This window comes from Rhizobium etli CFN 42 (assembly GCF_000092045.1).
GTDB lineage: Bacteria > Pseudomonadota > Alphaproteobacteria > Rhizobiales > Rhizobiaceae > Rhizobium > Rhizobium etli.
Window position 1 is genome coordinate 2,333,164 of the sequence record NC_007761.1, and the last position, 16,910, is coordinate 2,350,073.

General features: G+C 61.9%; 19 protein-coding genes and 1 riboswitch. Of the genes, 7 read left to right on the plus strand and 12 right to left on the minus strand.

Annotated features, from left to right (window positions below; all coding sequences use genetic code 11):
• Positions 1–17: 17 nt before the first annotated feature.
• The 7 genes from RHE_RS11410 to crcB all read right to left on the minus strand — a co-directional run bounded on the left by RHE_RS11410 (position 18) and on the right by crcB (position 5,531).
• Positions 18–410, minus strand: a complete 393-nt coding sequence (locus RHE_RS11410) for a DoxX family protein (protein ID WP_011425492.1) — start codon at positions 408–410, stop codon at positions 18–20.
• Positions 411–527: 117 nt separating this feature from the next.
• Positions 528–2,060, minus strand: a complete 1,533-nt coding sequence (locus RHE_RS11415) for an acyl-CoA carboxylase subunit beta (RefSeq protein ID WP_011425493.1) — start codon at positions 2,058–2,060, stop codon at positions 528–530.
• A gap of 36 nt (positions 2,061–2,096) precedes the next feature.
• Positions 2,097–2,555 (minus strand): calponin homology domain-containing protein, encoded by a 459-nt coding sequence (locus tag RHE_RS11420; protein ID WP_011425494.1) that lies wholly within the window; start codon positions 2,553–2,555, stop codon positions 2,097–2,099.
• Positions 2,556–2,622: 67 nt separating this feature from the next.
• Complete coding sequence (locus RHE_RS11425) at positions 2,623–3,408, minus strand: ATP12 family chaperone protein (protein ID WP_011425495.1); 786 nt, start codon at positions 3,406–3,408, stop codon at positions 2,623–2,625.
• Between the two features lie 9 nt (positions 3,409–3,417).
• The gene (locus RHE_RS11430) at positions 3,418–4,071 is read right to left on the minus strand and encodes an HAD-IA family hydrolase (protein ID WP_011425496.1); all 654 of its coding nucleotides are present in this window, start codon (positions 4,069–4,071) and stop codon (positions 3,418–3,420) included.
• Complete coding sequence (locus tag RHE_RS11435) at positions 4,068–5,066, minus strand: RluA family pseudouridine synthase (RefSeq protein ID WP_042118517.1); 999 nt, start codon at positions 5,064–5,066, stop codon at positions 4,068–4,070. Before RHE_RS11435 ends, RHE_RS11430 begins: the two co-directional genes overlap by 4 nt.
• Before the next feature lie 87 nt (positions 5,067–5,153).
• Positions 5,154–5,531, minus strand: a complete 378-nt coding sequence (gene crcB / locus RHE_RS11440) for a fluoride efflux transporter CrcB (protein WP_011425498.1) — start codon at positions 5,529–5,531, stop codon at positions 5,154–5,156.
• 120 nt (positions 5,532–5,651) lie between these two features.
• On the opposite strand from crcB, the gene RHE_RS11445 reads away from it, so the two are divergent.
• Positions 5,652–5,918, plus strand: coding sequence for a hypothetical protein (locus RHE_RS11445; protein ID WP_042118520.1), 267 nt, complete (start codon positions 5,652–5,654; stop codon positions 5,916–5,918).
• A 72-nt stretch (positions 5,919–5,990) separates the two neighbouring features.
• Here RHE_RS11445 and RHE_RS11450 read toward each other — a convergent pair whose 3' ends face one another.
• Together RHE_RS11450 and RHE_RS11455 are read right to left on the minus strand one after the other, a co-directional pair.
• The gene (locus tag RHE_RS11450; protein ID WP_011425500.1) at positions 5,991–7,034 is read right to left on the minus strand and encodes a copper chaperone PCu(A)C; all 1,044 of its coding nucleotides are present in this window, start codon (positions 7,032–7,034) and stop codon (positions 5,991–5,993) included.
• A 72-nt stretch (positions 7,035–7,106) separates the two neighbouring features.
• A complete protein-coding gene (locus tag RHE_RS11455; RefSeq protein ID WP_011425501.1) occupies positions 7,107–7,487 on the minus strand; it encodes a hypothetical protein in 381 nt (126 codons plus the stop codon).
• Between the two features lie 158 nt (positions 7,488–7,645).
• Positions 7,646–7,738, plus strand: a riboswitch (glycine riboswitch).
• Positions 7,739–7,895: 157 nt separating this feature from the next.
• On the opposite strand from RHE_RS11455, the gene gcvT reads away from it, so the two are divergent.
• The 6 genes from gcvT (at position 7,896) to RHE_RS34325 (ending at position 14,696) form a co-directional block, all read left to right on the plus strand.
• On the plus strand, positions 7,896–9,032 hold the full coding sequence (gcvT, locus tag RHE_RS11460) for a glycine cleavage system aminomethyltransferase GcvT (protein ID WP_011425502.1): 1,137 nt from the start codon (positions 7,896–7,898) through the stop codon (positions 9,030–9,032).
• Positions 9,033–9,054: 22 nt separating this feature from the next.
• Complete coding sequence (gene gcvH, locus RHE_RS11465) at positions 9,055–9,417, plus strand: glycine cleavage system protein GcvH (RefSeq protein ID WP_011425503.1); 363 nt, start codon at positions 9,055–9,057, stop codon at positions 9,415–9,417.
• A complete protein-coding gene (gene gcvP / locus RHE_RS11470; RefSeq protein ID WP_011425504.1) occupies positions 9,417–12,281 on the plus strand; it encodes an aminomethyl-transferring glycine dehydrogenase in 2,865 nt (954 codons plus the stop codon). Before gcvH ends, gcvP begins: the two co-directional genes overlap by 1 nt.
• A gap of 206 nt (positions 12,282–12,487) precedes the next feature.
• Positions 12,488–13,528 carry a glycoside hydrolase family 25 protein gene (locus tag RHE_RS11475; protein ID WP_011425505.1) on the plus strand — a complete coding sequence of 347 codons (1,041 nt, stop codon included), beginning with the start codon at positions 12,488–12,490 and terminating at the stop codon, positions 13,526–13,528.
• 137 nt (positions 13,529–13,665) lie between these two features.
• The gene (locus tag RHE_RS11480) at positions 13,666–13,971 is read left to right on the plus strand and encodes a flagellar basal body rod C-terminal domain-containing protein (protein ID WP_011425506.1); all 306 of its coding nucleotides are present in this window, start codon (positions 13,666–13,668) and stop codon (positions 13,969–13,971) included.
• A gap of 332 nt (positions 13,972–14,303) precedes the next feature.
• Entirely contained in the window at positions 14,304–14,696 is a 393-nt protein-coding gene (locus RHE_RS34325) for a hypothetical protein (protein WP_244425735.1), read from the plus strand.
• Positions 14,697–14,778: 82 nt separating this feature from the next.
• Here the strand turns inward: RHE_RS34325 and sufA are convergent, their stop codons facing one another.
• The 3 genes from sufA to RHE_RS11495 all read right to left on the minus strand — a co-directional run bounded on the left by sufA (position 14,779) and on the right by RHE_RS11495 (position 16,898).
• Positions 14,779–15,171, minus strand: coding sequence for a Fe-S cluster assembly scaffold SufA (gene sufA, locus RHE_RS11485; protein ID WP_011425508.1), 393 nt, complete (start codon positions 15,169–15,171; stop codon positions 14,779–14,781).
• Between the two features lie 92 nt (positions 15,172–15,263).
• Positions 15,264–15,644, minus strand: coding sequence for an SUF system Fe-S cluster assembly protein (locus tag RHE_RS11490; RefSeq protein WP_004675587.1), 381 nt, complete (start codon positions 15,642–15,644; stop codon positions 15,264–15,266).
• A 12-nt stretch (positions 15,645–15,656) separates the two neighbouring features.
• Complete coding sequence (locus tag RHE_RS11495; protein WP_011425509.1) at positions 15,657–16,898, minus strand: cysteine desulfurase; 1,242 nt, start codon at positions 16,896–16,898, stop codon at positions 15,657–15,659.
• Between the last annotated feature and the right edge of the window lie 12 nt (positions 16,899–16,910).

The following is a 16,910-nucleotide window of genomic DNA, read 5'->3' on the forward strand; positions in this document are numbered from 1 at the left end:
CGCGATCAATATCGATTTCAAATCGGCTTGCGATTATCGACGGCAAAAGCGCCAGGACCGGAGAAGAACAGGTAGAGGAAGACGAAGCAGAACAGGATGGCGGCGTCGCCCTGGTTGATCGCCGGGAAGAAGCTGTTTGGCGCATGCGCCATGAAATAAGCGACCGCCATTTGGCCGGCCAGCAGAAAGGCCACTGGTCGCGTCAACAGGCCGACCAGGATAAGGAGTCCGCCGACAAGCTCAAGAAGCGCCGCAAAAAGCATCAACGGCGGCAGCGGACCTGGCATCTGCGCAGCCGGGAAGGCGAAAAGCTTCATCGTGCCATGTTCGATGAACAACAGCGCGGTGATGATTCTGAGAGCGGCCAGCCCATAGGGGCGATAGGCGGAAAGACGCTCGAAAGTTGACATTAACCTCTCCATTAAAACAATTGCAGCCGAGCGTTAGCCCGTCCTCCAAAAGGATTGAACACACGGATCACTGACGGCCGTTCACTTTTTCGACAGCAGGCAACAAGCGGCCAGACATCAGAGCGGGATATTGTCGTGTTTTTTCCAGGGATTGGCGAGATCCTTGTTGCGCAGCATCTTCAGACCACGCGCCAGCCGCCGCCGCGTCGAATGCGGCATGATCACCTCGTCGATATAACCGCGCTCAGCAGCGACGAAGGGCGACAGGAACCTGTCCTCGTACATTTTCGTATGGGCAGCGATCTTCTCCGGATCGGCGATATCCTTGCGGAAGATGATCTCGACCGCGCCCTTGGCGCCCATCACGGCGATCTGCGCCGTCGGCCAGGCATAGTTGAGGTCGCCACGCAGATGCTTTGACGCCATCACGTCATAGGCGCCGCCGAAGGCCTTGCGGGTTATGACGGTGAGCTTCGGCACCGTCGCTTCGGCATAAGCGAAGAGCAGCTTGGCGCCATGCTTGATGAGACCGCCATATTCCTGCGCCGTGCCCGGCAGGAAGCCGGGGACGTCGACGAAGGTGACGATTGGTATGTTGAAGCAGTCGCAGAAGCGCACGAAGCGCGCCGCCTTGCGCGAGGCGTCGCTGTCGAGCACGCCGGCCAGCACCATCGGCTGGTTGGCGACGAAACCGACAGTCGAGCCTTCGACGCGGCCGAAGCCGCAGACGATGTTTTTGGCGAAGCTCTCCTGGATCTCGAAGAAATCCCCCTCGTCCGCCACCTTCCGGATCAGTTCCTTGATATCATAAGGTTTGTTGGCGCTCGCCGGCACCAGCGTGTCGAGCGACATGTCGATCTCGGTCACCGACTGGTAACATTCGATCTCCGGCAGCGGCGCGCTGTTGGAAAGCGGCAGGAAATCGATCAGCCGGCGCACCTGCAGCAACGTTTCGACGTCATTGTCGTAGGCGCCGTCGGCAATCGACGAGCGCACCGTATGCACAACGGCGCCGCCGAGCTCTTCGGCCGTCACTGTCTCGTTGGTGACGGTTTTCACCACATCGGGGCCGGTGACGAACATATAGGAGGTGTCGCGCACCATGAAGATGAAATCGGTCATGGCGGGCGAATAGACGTCGCCGCCGGCACAGGGACCCATGATCACCGAGATCTGCGGAATGACGCCCGAGGCAAGCACATTGCGCTGGAAGACTTCCGCATAACCACCGAGGGCCGCCACACCTTCCTGGATTCGAGCGCCGCCGGCATCGTAGATGCCGACAATCGGAGCGCGGTTCTTCAGCGCCATGTCCTGCACCTTCATGATCTTCTCGGCATGTGCTTCCGAAAGCGAGCCGCCGAAGACGGTGAAATCCTTGGCGAAGACGAAAACCGTGCGGCCGTTGACCGTGCCCCAGCCGGTAACGACTCCGTCGCCGGCGATTCGGCTCTTATCCATGCCGAAATCGGTCGAGCGGTGCTCGACGAACATGTCGAACTCTTCGAAGGAGCCTTCGTCGAGGAAGAGGTCGATGCGCTCGCGGGCGGTCAGCTTGCCGCGCTTATGCTGAGCCTCGATACGCGCCTTGCCGCCGCCAAGGCGGGCTATGCCGCGGCGGCGCTCCAGTTCTTCGAGAATTTCCTTCATGCGATCTCCCCTCGCCGCTCTCGCGGTCGATATGCGCTAGCGGTTGCGTCCGCTGAGCGAGAAAACCGAGCGTATCCTGGCTGCTACATCCTCGGCCACGATGTCGTCGGCAAGTTTCGGATCGGCTGCGATACTGGTCACGTCGAAGGCGCTGACGGCGATCACCGAGCCGTCCTCGACCGAAGCCGCGTCGACGCTGATCTTGGCGACGTTGCGGTCCTTTTGGAAACCGAGGCCTTTCTGGATGGAAACCACCCGGATCGTCAGCACCACCCGCGGCAGCACGGTATCACGCACCGTGGCATTGATGGCCGCATTGACGCGGTCGTTGATCCCGGCAAGCAGCTCGGCCGGGATGTTCGGGCCGGAGAGAACGACGGCGCTGCGCACATCATAGAGCGGCGCCGCCGGCTTGTTGGCCGAGAGGCTGACGCAGGCCGTGAGCGCGATACAGACGAGCACGGTCCGGCAAAAACACGACCTCAGCCAATTCATCGCAAAATCCCGCACCACCCTGTTGGAGTCGCAGATTTCGTCATAATGTCTGGGAAGGCAATATGTTTCAGGTGCTTAGGGCGAAAAAAACGTCCGCTGCTGCCTTGAACTCGGCATAGCGCTTGGCCCGTCGCTCCTCCGCTTCCTCGTCGCGTCCCCAATGCTCGATCGTCCAGTCCTCGTCGAGATGCGCAAGCGACCACACCTCTTCGACCGTTAGCCGGCCCTCGGCGAAGGCGAGTGCCAGGATCGCCGAGCCGGTCAGCGTCGTGATGGTGTGGAGCGCGGCGAGCGCCATCGGGCCCTGATGCCGCGCCAGCGTGACGCCAAAGGCTGCGGTCGCCTCGCGCGGCTGTTCGTGGTGCATCACCCCTTCAATGAGGATGAAGCGGGCGCCCAGATCATTTGCCGCCCAGTCGATAACCGGATCCCAGCGCTCCCTCTGGCGCTCGACCAGCAGTTCGGGGCCGTCTGCGCGGTAGCAAAGGAGGTCGCTCGAGGAAAAGCGCAGGATGTCTTCGAAGATCGCCTGCGCATTGGTGGCCACGCCGTCGAGCGCGGTGTTGACGAGCCGCGTCACCGGCATGGTCACGGGATCGATCTCCTGGCCTTGGGCCTGCCATTCGGCGGCGACAAGCTGTGCAAGCGCCTCTGTGGGAACGGCAAGAACCTGCCGTGCCGGCGTGCGGACCATCTTACCGTCGAGGGTGATCGCAAAACCGCCCTCGTGGTCGGCGACGGCGACCTCGGCATAGAAGCGCTTCGGCAGCGGCTTCTTCATCTGGATCTGCGCGCGGCGGATGGGATCGGGATGGCTCAGGCCTTCCGAAAGATCGTTCAGCAGATCGCGCATGGGCTCACCTCAGGAAAAATGGCGCAATATCTCGTTCGGATGGTAGGCGATCGCATCGGCGCCGTTGGCGATCAGCTCATCCACGCTGGCATAGCCCCAGGCAACACCGATCGCTTTTGCGCCGGCAGCCTTTGCCATCTGCATATCGTAAACCGCGTCGCCAATGACAATGGTATCGGCGGCATTCATCCCGGTTTCGTCGCAGCATTCCGTCACCATGGCCGGATGCGGCTTGGAGGGGCAGTCGTCGGCGGTGCGCGCAACGACAAAATGCTGGTCGAAGCCGTGCTTCTCCATCACGAGGTTCAGCCCGCGCCGGGACTTGCCGGTCACCGCCCCGATCAGCAGGTCCTCGCGGCGGCTGATGGCGTCGATCATCTCGCGAATGCCGGGAAACAGCGGCTCTCGGTAGTCGAGATCCTGGCGAACGACGGTAAACAGCGATTTGTAATGCGCCGTCATGTCGATGTCGTCCTGCTCGACATGCGGCCTGCCCTGCATCCGGGCGATCGCGATATCCAGCGACAGGCCGATAATGGCCTTGGTGTCGTCAAATCGAGGCTCCGCCTTCCCGAACTTCGCGAAGGTGCGGCGCATGGTTTCGTGGATTAGCCCCGCACTGTCGACCAGCGTGCCGTCGCAATCAAAAAGCGCAAGTTTCATGCTTCATCGTCCCGGATGGGAGCTGAGTTTTCATCAAAGCCGAGCAGGTTCCAGCTCTGCACCATATGCGGCGGCAAAGGCGCGGTGACGCGCAGCCGTCCGCCCGAGGGATGCGGGATATCGATATGGCGGGCGTGCAGATGCAGGCGCTTCTGGATGCCACCCGGAAAATCCCAGTTCGGATCATCGTCGAAATATTTGGGATCGCCGATGATCGGATGGCCGATGTGCAAGGCATGAACACGAAGCTGATGCGTGCGCCCCGTATAGGGCTCCATTTCCAGCCATGCGAGACGCTGGGCTGCCGTCTCGACGACGCGGTAATAGGAGACGGCATGGTCAGCCCCGTCCTCGCCGTGCTTGGCAATCCGCATCCGGTCACCATCGGCGGTCGGTTCCTTGACGAGCCAGGTCGAGATCTTGTCCTCGTGCTTGCGCGGCACGCCCTTGACCAGTGACCAGTAGGTCTTCTTGGTGTCGCGCTCGCGGAAGGCAGCCGTCAGTTTCTGGGCTGCGCCGCGGGTGCGGGCGATGACGAGAACGCCCGACGTGTCGCGGTCGAGGCGGTGGACGAGCCGCGGCTTCTCGCCCTTGGGGCTGATCCAGGCTTCGAGCATCTGGTCGATATGCCTGGCCACGCCCGAGCCGCCCTGCACCGCAAGCCCAGGCGGCTTGTTGAGAACGATCACCTTTTCGTCCTCATGCAGCACCATGCGCGACAGGAGTTCGAAATCGCTGGAATGCTTGAGATCCTTGCCGGCGATCGGCCCGGATTTCAGCTTTGCATCGACATCGAGCGGCGGCACGCGCACCATCTGGCCGGGCTGCACGCGCGCATCCGATTTGACACGGCCGCCGTCGACACGCACCTGGCCGGAGCGCAGCAGCTTCTGCAGCGGACCGAAGCCGAGCCCGGGAAAATGCACCTTGAACCAGCGATCGAGCCGCATGCCCGCCTCGTCGAGTTCAACCTTTATATGTTCTATGCCAGCCATGAATAGTCTTTCGGAAATTGCAGCGCGGGCCAAGCCGGCGTTCTTGCCGCAGCCTTAGAGCATTTTCATGCAAAACGGAAACCGGAATCAGACCAAAGCGCGCATGATGGCGAGGCCCGCGAACACTGCCGCCATCGAAAGGCCGACGCTGGCTGCTATGTAGATGCCGCCGGCGACCGCCTCGCCTCGTTCGAAGAGCGAGATGGCGTCGAGTGAGAAAGCCGAGAAGGTGGTGAAGCCGCCGAGAAAACCGGTGATCAGCAGCAGGCGCAGTTCCACCGATGCGTTGAACTTCCGCGTGACCAGTTCGGCAAAGACACCGATGACGAAGCAGCCGACGACATTGACGGCGAGAGTCCCCCAGGGAAAGGCGGGCCCCATGAGCCTCAGCGCCCATTGGCCGACAAAATATCTGAGGACGGAACCGATGGCGCCGCCGACGGCGACGAGGAGAGCCTGGATCATGGGCGGGATATCCGAGTTCGAGAGCGCATCCGATCGTGACGGACTAAATTCTTTAAATTCAGTAAAATGCCAGCGACTTTCTTATGCCCGCGCAAAGATCCTGTTCGATACTGTGCCGGCATGACCCAGCTCCTGTCCATTTCGGCAAGCACCGCCGCCATCGCCCTGGAAACGCTGAGAATACCGCAGCGCGTCGCCACGAGCACCGCCGCCCGCGATGCGCGCCGTCTCGCCGACCGACAGTTGAAGGCCGAAGGCAGCGAGGGAATCGACGATCCCGCCAGCATCATCCAGTCGACCGAAGTGGCGCTCGACCTGATGGAGAAGGGCAACCGTCAGCCGCAGGCCGGCCTCAAGCAGGCGCTGCAGTCCTACGAAGACGTCTAGGTAATCGCCTTTCCGCTGAAAAGCCCGCATTGCGATCCGCATTGCGGGCTTTTCGGTTTAGCGAGTCAGAGCTTACTTGCCCTGAGCCGAAAGCACTTGCAGCGCCAGATCCACCTTGCCTGTTTTCTCGAAGGTCAGCGTCACCGGCACCGTGTCGCCCTGCTTGAACGGCGTCTTCACCTTCTGGAACATCAGATGCAGGTTGCCAGGCTCGAGCTTTAGGGTCCCGCCCGCGGCAATGGCGACGCCATCCTTCAGCTGGCGCATCCGCATGACATTGTCCTTCGTAGCCATCTCGTGAATCTGAACCTCACCGGCCACCGGGGAAGACACCGATACCAGGCGATCATCCGTCTTGCCGTTGTTCTTCACCGTGAAAAAGCCGCCGCCGACCGGCTGGCCGGGCAGCATCGCCTTGGCGAAGGCGCCGGAGATTTCAAGGTCGCCGGCCCTGACCGTATCCCCGCCCGGCGACGCAGCCCCCATGGCGGACATGTCCATGCCGGCTTTGCCGGTCGTGTCCATGCCGGCTTTGCCGGTCGCGTCCATGCCGGGCATGCTCATCCCAGCCATGTCGTCATGGTCGTGGCCATGATCTTCGCCGGCAACGACTTTCAGCAGCGGTGCCGGGCTTTTCAGCTCATGCGCATCGCCGCCAGCCGTTGCCACCTGATCCCAGGCCGTGACCGCATCGCCGCAGAGCTGCGTCACCGGAAAGGCAAGCGAGCTGCCGGCTTCGACGTCCGAAACCTTCCCCTGGATGACGAAGGTATCGTAGAAATCATCAGAAAGATTGCCGTTCTTCCACCGGATCTCGACGGCGCCCGTCTTCACCTTGTCGCCATGATTGTCGTAGGTCTTCTGGTAGTCGCCCTTGATCACTTCGAGCTCCCAGCCGGCCTTTGGCTGCGGCTTGGCGAAGACGAAACCTTCCGGCAGTTTCACCCGCACTTCGGTGGTCGCCTTGCCATCGCAGCCATGCGGCACCTGCAGCGTGGCGAGAAACGTGGTGTCCAGCGGCACCTCGCGGTCGAGGAAGCTGACATGCGCCTCGGCGCCGGCGAAGGCGGTTGCGGAAAGAACCGCGGCAAGCGCGAAAGTCTTGATTGTTTTCATCGGATATCTCCTCGCCGGCCGCGATCTTCTTTGGGCGAACCGGCATTCTGCGTCTTAGGTTGCGGAGGCAGATCAGATGAGGGAAGGAGGCGCACGCGAATTTGCCCGGCTGACGGCGCTGACGCCAGCGACTGCTGCGGCCTCGATCGGGGCATTGGCGAGCGAGGCGAGCTTGCGCTCGAGCCACGAACACGCTTCCGGTATCGGCAGAATCACCGACGCAGACAGTCGGCAGGCTTCGCAATTCGGCTTGAAACCGACAGTCGTGCCTTCGGCCTCCTTCACGGTGACGCAGAGCGAGGCAAAGGTGCCATCCGGCAGCATGTGGGCCGCGGCATCATAACCATCGGAAGCGATAGCCTGCGGTGCTTGATGGACGAATCCGAGCAAAAGCAGGCCCAAGGCGCAAAGCATGCGCAGCAAGAACGTCGCTTTCAGTCCTGTCCGCCGCATGAGATCCCCTTCACCACCATGTCGCGATAGCCCGTTTCCGCGCGGATTGCAAAAGCAGATTTGCCGCAGATCGTGCCCTTCCCTGACTATGGCGACAAAAATTTGTCAGGTCACGACATTTGGCCTTGCCAAGCGCTGCGCTCGCCGGATAATTGCGGCCAACCCTGTTGGGAGAATCCGGTGCTTTCGCCACCGGTGCCGAAGGAGCAACCGCCCCGGAAACTCTCAGGCCAAAGGACCAGCAAGGGGCAGACGGAACTCTGGAGAGAAGCGTTCTCGAAACGCTCGCCGAAGGGATAACAATCTCAGGCGTCAAGGACAGAGGGGGCTCAGAAGAGAAGCGCGCAGCCGCGCCTTCAGATTTGAGCCCGCGCCTTCGCAACGAGGCGCAAACCCCGGAGGCGTCGTTTGGACGATACTGCTGCCCTCAAGAAAACCCCGCTGCATGCCCTGCATCTCCAGCTCGGCGCCCGAATGGTGCCGTTTGCCGGTTATGACATGCCGGTGCAATATCCCGCCGGCGTCATGAAGGAACATCTTCACACCCGCACCGAGGCCGGCCTCTTCGACGTCTCCCATATGGGCCAGGTCATCGTGAAGGCGAAGTCGGGCCACTATGAGGATGCGGCGCTGGCGCTCGAAAGCCTGGTTCCGGTCGACATCCTCGGCCTTGCCGAAGGCCGTCAGCGCTACGGCTTCTTCACCGACGACACCGGGGGCATTCTTGACGATCTGATGATCACCCATCTCGACGACCATCTCTTTGTCGTCGTCAACGCCTCCTGCAAGGATGCTGACCTCGCCCATTTGCGCGCCCATATCAGCGACCAGTGCGACATCACCCTCCTGAACCGCGCCTTGATCGCGCTGCAGGGGCCGCGCGCGGTCGAGGTTCTCGCCGAACTCTGGGCCGATGTCGCGGCGATGAAATTCATGGATGTGCGCCACTGCCGCCTGCACGACGTTTCCTGTCTGGTCTCGCGCTCCGGCTATAGCGGCGAGGACGGCTTCGAAATCTCCGTCCCGGCGGACAAGGCCGAGGATGTCGCCATGCGGTTGCTCGAACATCCCGACGTCCAGGCGATCGGCCTCGGTGCCCGTGACTCGCTGCGTTTGGAAGCGGGCCTCTGCCTTTATGGCAACGACATCGACACCACCACCTCGCCGGTCGAGGCCGCACTCGAATGGGCAATGCCGAAGGCGCGCCGCGCCGGCGGCGCCCGCGCCGGCGGTTTTCCCGGCTCCGGCCGCATTCTCTCCGAACTCGAAAACGGCGCCGCCCGCCGCCGTGTCGGCCTGAAGCCGGAAGGCAAGGCGCCGGTGCGCGGCCATGCTAGGCTCTATGCCGATGCCGAGGGCCAGACTGAAATCGGCGAAGTCACCTCGGGCGGCTTCGGCCCCAGCGTCGATGGTCCCGTCGCCATGGGCTACGTGCCGGTCTCTCATGCGGCGCCCGGCACGCTCATCTACGCCGAAGTGCGGGGCAAGTATCTGCCCGTCACCATCAGCGCCCTGCCCTTCATCACACCGACCTACAAACGATAAGGCATTCCAGAGAGGACGACCAATGCTGAAATTTACCGAAGAACACGAATGGCTGAAGATCGAAGGCGACGTCGCGACGGTTGGCATCACCAATTATGCCGTTGATCAGCTCGGCGACCTGGTTTTCGTCGAACTGCCGGAAGTCGGCGCGACCTTCTCGAAGAACGGTAATGCCGCGACCGTCGAATCGGTCAAGGCCGCTTCGGACGTCTATTGTCCGCTTGACGGCGAGATCACCGAGGTCAATCCGGCCATCGTTGCCGATCCGTCACTGGTCAATTCCGATCCTCAAGGCGCCGGCTGGTTCTTCAAGCTGAAGCTTGCCAATCCCGCGGACGCCGATGGCCTGCTCGACGAGGCGGCCTATAAGGAGCTCACCGCGTAATGACGACGCCAACCGAATTCCAGTTCACCGATTATCAGCCCTACGATTTCGCCAATCGCCGTCATATCGGCCCCTCGCCGGCCGAGATGGCCGAGATGCTGAAGGTGATCGGTTATAATAGCCTCGAGGGGCTGATCGACGCGACGCTGCCGCCCGCCATCCGCCAGAAGGCGCCGCTCGTCTGGGGCGCGCCGATGACCGAGCGCGAGGCCCTCGACAAGCTGCGCGAGACCGCCAACAAGAACAAGGTGCTGGTCTCGCTGATCGGGCAAGGCTACTACGGCACGATCACGCCGCCGGTCATCCAGCGCAATATCCTGGAGAATCCCGCCTGGTACACGGCTTACACGCCCTATCAGCCGGAGATCAGCCAGGGCCGTTTGGAAGCGCTCCTGAATTACCAGACGATGGTCTGCGACTTGACCGGCCTCGATATCGCCAACGCCTCGCTGCTCGACGAGGCGACCGCCGCTGCCGAAGGCATGGCGATGGCCGAGCGTGTCGCCAAGTCGAAGGCGAAGGCTTTCTTCGTCGATGCCGATTGTCATCCGCAGACGATTGCCCTCATCCGTACCCGCGCCGAACCGCTCGGCTGGAGCGTCATCGTCGGCAACCCGTTCACCGATCTCGATCCCGTCGACGTCTTCGGAGCGATCTTCCAGTATCCCGGCACGCACGGTCACGTGCATGACTTCACGGGCCTGATCGCACGCCTGCACCAGGCGGGCGCCATATCAGTCGTCGCGGCCGATATCCTGGCGCTGACGCTGTTGAAATCGCCCGGCGAAATGGGCGCCGACATCGCCGTCGGCTCCTCGCAGCGCTTCGGCGTCCCGGTCGGCTATGGTGGCCCGCATGCAGCCTTTATGGCGGTCAGGGACGCGATCAAGCGCGCCATGCCCGGCCGCCTCGTCGGCGTGTCCGTCGATGCCCGCGGCAATCGCGCCTACCGCCTGTCGCTGCAGACCCGCGAACAGCATATCCGCCGTGAGAAGGCGACGTCGAACATCTGCACCGCCCAGGTGCTGCTCGCCGTCATGGCCTCCATGTATGCGGTCTTTCACGGGCCTGATGGCATCAAGGCGATCGCCCAGCAGGTCCACCAGAAGGCCGTGCTGATGGCCAAGGGCCTGGAAAAGCTCGGCTATAAGGTTGAACCAGAAAGCTTCTTCGACACGATCACTGTCGATGTCGGCCACATGCAGGGCCTCATCCTGCGCGCCGCCGTCGCCGAAGGCGTCAATCTGCGCAAGGTCGGCGAGACGAAGATCGGCATGAGCCTCGACGAGCGCACGCGCCCCGCGACCCTCGAAGCCGTCTGGCGCGCCTTCGGCGGCAATTTCACTATCGCCGATTTCGAGCCGTCCTACCGCCTGCCGAAGGCCCTGCTTCGGACCAGCGAATATCTCTCTCATCCGATCTTCCATATGAACCGGGCAGAGAGCGAGATGACACGCTATATCCGCCGGCTCTCCGACCGGGATCTCGCCCTCGACCGCGCCATGATCCCGCTCGGCTCCTGCACGATGAAGCTGAATGCGACGGCGGAAATGCTGCCGATCACCTGGCCGGAGTTTTCCGACATTCATCCCTTCGTGCCGGCAGACCAGGCGCTCGGTTATCGCGAGATGCTCGACGACCTCACGGAAAAGCTCTGCGCCGTCACCGGCTACGACGCCTTCTCGATGCAGCCGAATTCCGGCGCGCAAGGGGAATATGCCGGACTTTTGACGATCCGCAACTACCACATCGCCAATGGCGAGGGCCATCGCGACGTCTGCCTGATTCCGACCTCGGCGCACGGCACCAACCCTGCCTCTGCCCAGATGGTCGGCATGAAGGTAGTCGTCGTTAAGGTGCGCGAGAATGGCGACATCGACATGGAGGATTTCCGCGCGAAAGCTGAGGAGCATGCGGCAAATCTCTCCTGCTGCATGATCACCTACCCCTCGACGCACGGCGTCTTCGAGGAGACGGTCAAGGAGATCTGCGAACTGGTGCACAAGCACGGCGGCCAGGTCTATCTCGATGGCGCCAATATGAACGCCATGGTCGGCCTGTCCCGCCCTGGTGACATCGGCTCCGACGTTTCCCACCTCAACCTGCACAAGACCTTCTGCATCCCGCATGGCGGCGGCGGCCCCGGCATGGGCCCGATCGGCGTCAAGGCGCATCTGGCGCCCCACCTGCCCGGCCATCCCGAGACCGACGGCCGTCCGGGCGCGGTGTCGGCCGCGCCCTTCGGCTCGGCCTCGATCCTGCCGATCTCCTGGAGCTACTGCCTGATGATGGGCGGCGAAGGCCTGACGCAGGCGACCAAGGTGGCGATCCTCAACGCCAACTACATCGCCACCCGGCTGAAGGGCGCTTATAACGTGCTCTACAAGTCGAAGACCGGGCGTGTGGCGCACGAATGCATCATCGACACCCGGCCGCTGGTCGACAGTTCAGGCGTCACCGTCGACGACGTCGCCAAGCGCCTGATCGACTGCGGCTTCCATGCGCCGACCATGAGCTGGCCGGTCGCCGGCACGCTGATGATCGAGCCGACGGAAAGCGAGACCAAGGCCGAGCTCGACCGCTTCTGCGAGGCGATGCTGGCGATCCGCGAGGAAGCCCGCGCCATCGAAGACGGCCGCATGGACAAGACTAACAACCCGCTGAAGAACGCCCCGCACACGGTCGAAGATCTCGTCGGCGAATGGGATCGCCCCTACAGCCGTGAGCAGGCCTGCTTCCCGCCCGGCGCCTTCCGCGTCGACAAATACTGGTCTCCGGTCAACCGCGTCGACAATGTCTACGGTGACCGCAACCTGATCTGCACCTGCCCGCCGGTGGAAAGCTACGCAGAGGCTGCGGAATAACAGCAATTGCACGGCCCTCCCGCACCGTTCGGGAGGGCTAACACGCCGCCTTGCGCAGGTTGAAACCGGCGCAATGAACCAATGCACCTTTGACGCCATTGGATTCAAATTTAACCTTTCTTAGCAAGTCTCTGTTAGCAATTCAAAATAGGCAGTTTTCCATACCGAAAACATCGCCGTTGATCTTTTTTTGCGTGCAGGTTCTTATGCGTTCATCGGCTGTATCAGCAATTCTCCTCGCCGCCGTGATCCTGTCGGGATGCTCCACGAGCTCTGGCGCCGAAGACGTGCTCACCCCTGTACCGTCCAAGGAAACCACAAACGCCATCGCGAAGCCGAGCGGTCCGATACCGGCCGCCGCCGTTGGCGACGCCGCCCCGCAGGCAAGCCCGCCGCAGGAAGCATTGAGCTGGACGGGACCGGTTCCGGAACCTCAGGCGCTGGTGCCGGCGGAAAGACCGGTCGGCATGCCGATGCCGACGGAAAGGCCGGTTGCGATGTTGATGCCCGCCAATCCGGGGATTGACCCGGATCCAGGCCCGAAATCACCGACACGCTCGCGGATTTATAGCCACCGCTTCCGCGACGCCAAGCCCATCAACTTCGGCAGGACGTCACCGCGTAAACTTGCCGTGCATGGCGTCGACGTCTCGCGCTGGCAGGGCGAGATCGATTGGGAAACTCTCAGGCAGCAGGGGGCGAACTTCGTCTACATCAAGGCGACGGATGGCGGCGATCACCTCGATCCGATGTTCAGGAAGAACTGGCGCCGCGCCAAGGAAGCCGGCCTGAAACACGGCGCCTATCACTTCTTCTACTGGTGCCGGACGGCCGGCGAACAGGCCGACTGGTTCATCCGCAACGTTCCGAAGGAAGCCAACGCGCTTCCGCCGGTAATCGATGTCGAGTGGAACGGCGAATCGAGCTGCAAGCGGCGCATTTCCCCCGCCCGCGTCCGGGAAAAGATGCAAGTCTTCATGGACAAGCTCGAGCGTCATTACGGTCAGCGCCCGATCATCTACACGGCACCGGATTTCTACCGCGACAATTTAAAGGGCCAGATGCTCGACTATCCCTTCTGGCTGCGCTCGGTCGCCGCCCACCCCTCCAAGGTCTATCCCGGCCGCAAGTGGCTGTTCTGGCAATATTCCGGCTCCGGCCTCTCCGACGGCGTCGACGGCAAGATCGACCTCAACGTCTTCAACGGCAGCGAAAGCGACTGGCACGATTGGGTGGCGTCGCGATAGCAAAGGCCTTTCGCGCCAATCCGAAACAGGCGGAACGGCGGAAAGCCCACCCCGTAGGCCTTTGCTAACGCAACGCCTTCAGCATTCCCTAAATGCTCGGAGGTAAAAGGGGATCATCCAGTTCTGGGAAACGGCTGATGAGCATATCCGGCATTACCAACATTGCTCTTTCGGGCGTGCGGGCACAGACAACGCGGGTCGGCGCGATCGCCAACAACGTCGCAAATAGCAGCACGCCTGACTACGCAAGGCTGAACACCAGCCTCACCACTGTCGCATCAGGCGGCGTCCAGGCGACCGGCAACCCGACGGCGTCGGACGTCGACCCGGCCACCGAACTGACCAACCTTCTCGAAGCCGAACAGAGCTACAAGGCGAACGCCACGGTCTTCGAGACCGGCGCCGACATGTGGGAAATGCTGATGAGCATTAAGCGCGACTGAGTGCGACTCTCAAAAATCGTCGCGCTGTTGTAAATCTGCTTTGCATCGGACCTCGATCTGCCGATAGCGCCGCTGACACATCATCTCAGGAAGAATTCCACTTGCGCCGCACTACCCTATCAATTCTTCTGAATTTGGCCGTAATAACCAGTGCTGGCGCTAGCGAAGACCTTTCCGGTGTTTGGCGTGACCTGTTCACACGCTGTCGAATCGCCGTGGAGACGGGTAAAGACTTTGATGCAACAGGATTACGCGACCTTGGGCGTGACGTCAGGACGGCCGCCCCGGTGACCGCTCCTGGGGTACCCTTTCCAGTTTTGCATGGGTACAAAATGGCTGAACAGCGCTGGGAGGTTCCGGGAGCTCGTTTCGTTGTCGTGAAAACCGAGTATCCGCCCGATCACGGCAAATCGAGACGTTCCTGCGAGCTCGAACTCGCTCAGGGAGCAACGCCGATCTCGGCGGACGAGGAAATCCACCTGAGGACGGCATTTCTCGCCGAGCGAGATGTACTCCTCGGCACTGGGCGCTATGAGCGGTGGAATCCCGACCCGATATTTTCCACCAACCTGGGCATTCGGTTAGCCGAGAAAAATCCTTTCGGCTGCCGCGTCGTCTCTATCATGCAAATCGAGACACGATCCCAATCACCATCATTTTTCGCGACAGGCACCGCCGAACAAGACGCAGCCTGTGGTGCAGCGCCTCGTTTTGCTCATCCATAATACAGAAAACCCCGATCTCAACGGACCCAAACCGGCTTCATCAGGAACGGTTAGCGGCTAATTTCGGCGTGTGTGGGCGGTGTCAGGAATGCGCCGGCTCAGCCTCGCGCCGCGCAGCAAGGGCCGCGAGATCGGCGGGTTTCAACTCGACGGATTCGCCGCAGCCGCAGGCCGATGTCTGGTTCGGATTGGTGAAGGTGAAGCCTGAGCGTAGCGTCGTCTGCTCGAAGCCCATCTCGGTGCCGAGCAGATAGAGCACGGCCGATGGTTCGACCCAGACCTTGGCGCCGTCGCGCTCGATCAGATCGTCCTTGGCATTGGGCTCGGTCACCAGATCGATGGTGTATTCCATCCCGGCGCAGCCGCCCTTCTTGATGCCGACGCGAACGCCCTTGGTCTCCGGGCCGGAATTTTCGACGATCGCCTTGACGCGGGCCGCAGCCCCTTCCGTCATGCTCATCACTGCAAAGCCCATCGGCTTCATCTCCTTCCGCAACCGGGGTCAAGATCCGGTGCTTCGTGACTCAAATGTAGTCGCCGCACGCAAACGGATCAATACCAGCCGCCTCAATACCAGCCAACTGCGACCTGCGCCTCTTCCGACATGCGATCCGGCGTCCACGGCGGATCGAAGGTCATTTCGACCTCGACGCCGGACACGCCTTCGACGGCGCCGACGGCGTTCTCGACCCAGCCGGGCATCTCGCCGGCCACCGGGCAGCCCGGGGCGGTCAGCGTCATCATGATCTTCACCATCCTGTCGTCCTCGATGTCGATCTTGTAGATCAGACCAAGTTCGAAGATGTCGGCGGGAATTTCCGGGTCGTAGACGGTCTTCAGCGCGCCGATGACGTCGTCGCTCAACCGTGCCAACTCATCGGCCGGAATGCTGGAATGCACGATGCCTTCGCGCACGTCGATCTTCTGTTCGCTTTCGTCCAGGCTCATCACGGACACTCCTCAAGCAAAGAACTTGCGCGCATATTCAAGCGCATCGGCCAGGGCATCGACCTCGGCGCGCGTATTGTACATGCCGAAGGATGCACGGCATGTGGAGGTGACGCCGAAGCGTTTCAAGAGCGGCATGGCGCAATGCGTGCCGGCACGCACTGCAATGCCCTGCCGGTCGATCACCATCGAGACGTCGTGGGCGTGGATGCCGGCAAGCTCGAAGGAAAAGATACTGCCCTTGTCAGGCGCCGTGCCGAAGACGCGCAGCGAATTGACCGATTTCAGCCGCTCGACCGCGTAAGCGGCAAGATCGGCCTCATGCCGGGCGATCGCCTCGCGGCCGACCTTCTCCATATAGTCGAGCGCATAGCCGAGCCCGATCGCCTGGACGATCGGCGGCGTGCCGGCTTCGAAGCGATGCGGCGGATCGTTGTAGGTGACCGCATCCTCGGCAACCTCGAAAATCATCTCGCCGCCGCCCTGGAACGGGCGCATCTGGGCAAGCCGTTCCTTCTTGCCGTAAAGCACGCCGATGCCAGACGGGCCGTAGAGCTTGTGGCCGGTCATGACGTACCAGTCGCAATCGATATCCAGCACGTCGACCGGCAGATGTACGGCGCCCTGGCTGCCGTCGATCAAGACCGGAATGCCCCGCTCATGGGCGATGCGGCAGACCTCCTTGACGGGAACGATCGTGCCGAGCGCGTTCGACATATGGGTGATGGCGACGAGCTTGGTGCGCTCTGTCAGGCTTTTCTCGAAATCCTCGATATTGAAGGCGCCCTCGTCGTCAACCGGCACCCAGACCAGTTTCGCGCCCTGCCGCTCGCGGATGAAGTGCCAGGGCACGATGTTGGAGTGGTGCTCCATGATCGTCAGGACGATCTCGTCACCTTCGCCGATCTGAGGCATGCCCCAGCCATAGGCGACGGTGTTGATCGCCTCAGTCGAATTCTTGGTGAAGACGATATCGTTCACCGAAGGGGCATTGAGAAAGCGGCGTACCTTCTCGCGCGCCGCCTCGTAGGCATCCGTCGCGATATTGGAGAGATAATGCAGGCCGCGATGCACATTGGCATATTCATGGGCGTAGGCATGCGAGATGGCGTCGATCACCACCTGCGGCTTCTGGGCCGAGGCACCGTTGTCGAGGTAGACCAGCGGCTTGCCGTGCACCTTCTCCGCCAGGATCGGAAAATCCCGGCGGATGGCTTCGACGTCGTATGGCGTGGCCGGTGCGATCTTATCCATTGGTGTATCCGA

Excerpts from the sequence above, each read along its gene's own strand:
- RHE_RS11410 (WP_011425492.1), bottom strand. The coding sequence starts at position 410 with ATGTCAACTTTCGAGCGTCTTTCCGCCTATCGCCCCTATGGGCTGGCC.
- RHE_RS11415 (WP_011425493.1), bottom strand. The coding sequence starts at position 2,060 with ATGAAGGAAATTCTCGAAGAACTGGAGCGCCGCCGCGGCATAGCCCGC.
- RHE_RS11420 (WP_011425494.1), bottom strand. The coding sequence starts at position 2,555 with ATGAATTGGCTGAGGTCGTGTTTTTGCCGGACCGTGCTCGTCTGTATC.
- RHE_RS11425 (WP_011425495.1), bottom strand. The coding sequence starts at position 3,408 with ATGCGCGATCTGCTGAACGATCTTTCGGAAGGCCTGAGCCATCCCGAT.
- RHE_RS11430 (WP_011425496.1), bottom strand. The coding sequence starts at position 4,071 with ATGAAACTTGCGCTTTTTGATTGCGACGGCACGCTGGTCGACAGTGCG.
- RHE_RS11435 (WP_042118517.1), bottom strand. The coding sequence starts at position 5,066 with ATGGCTGGCATAGAACATATAAAGGTTGAACTCGACGAGGCGGGCATG.
- crcB (WP_011425498.1), bottom strand. The coding sequence starts at position 5,531 with ATGATCCAGGCTCTCCTCGTCGCCGTCGGCGGCGCCATCGGTTCCGTC.
- RHE_RS11445 (WP_042118520.1), top strand. The coding sequence starts at position 5,652 with ATGACCCAGCTCCTGTCCATTTCGGCAAGCACCGCCGCCATCGCCCTG.
- RHE_RS11450 (WP_011425500.1), bottom strand. The coding sequence starts at position 7,034 with ATGAAAACAATCAAGACTTTCGCGCTTGCCGCGGTTCTTTCCGCAACC.
- RHE_RS11455 (WP_011425501.1), bottom strand. The coding sequence starts at position 7,487 with ATGCGGCGGACAGGACTGAAAGCGACGTTCTTGCTGCGCATGCTTTGC.
- gcvH (WP_011425503.1), top strand. The coding sequence starts at position 9,055 with ATGCTGAAATTTACCGAAGAACACGAATGGCTGAAGATCGAAGGCGAC.
- gcvP (WP_011425504.1), top strand. The coding sequence starts at position 9,417 with ATGACGACGCCAACCGAATTCCAGTTCACCGATTATCAGCCCTACGAT.
- RHE_RS11475 (WP_011425505.1), top strand. The coding sequence starts at position 12,488 with ATGCGTTCATCGGCTGTATCAGCAATTCTCCTCGCCGCCGTGATCCTG.
- RHE_RS11480 (WP_011425506.1), top strand. The coding sequence starts at position 13,666 with ATGAGCATATCCGGCATTACCAACATTGCTCTTTCGGGCGTGCGGGCA.
- RHE_RS34325 (WP_244425735.1), top strand. The coding sequence starts at position 14,304 with ATGGCTGAACAGCGCTGGGAGGTTCCGGGAGCTCGTTTCGTTGTCGTG.
- sufA (WP_011425508.1), bottom strand. The coding sequence starts at position 15,171 with ATGGGCTTTGCAGTGATGAGCATGACGGAAGGGGCTGCGGCCCGCGTC.
- RHE_RS11490 (WP_004675587.1), bottom strand. The coding sequence starts at position 15,644 with ATGAGCCTGGACGAAAGCGAACAGAAGATCGACGTGCGCGAAGGCATC.
- RHE_RS11495 (WP_011425509.1), bottom strand. The coding sequence starts at position 16,898 with ATGGATAAGATCGCACCGGCCACGCCATACGACGTCGAAGCCATCCGC.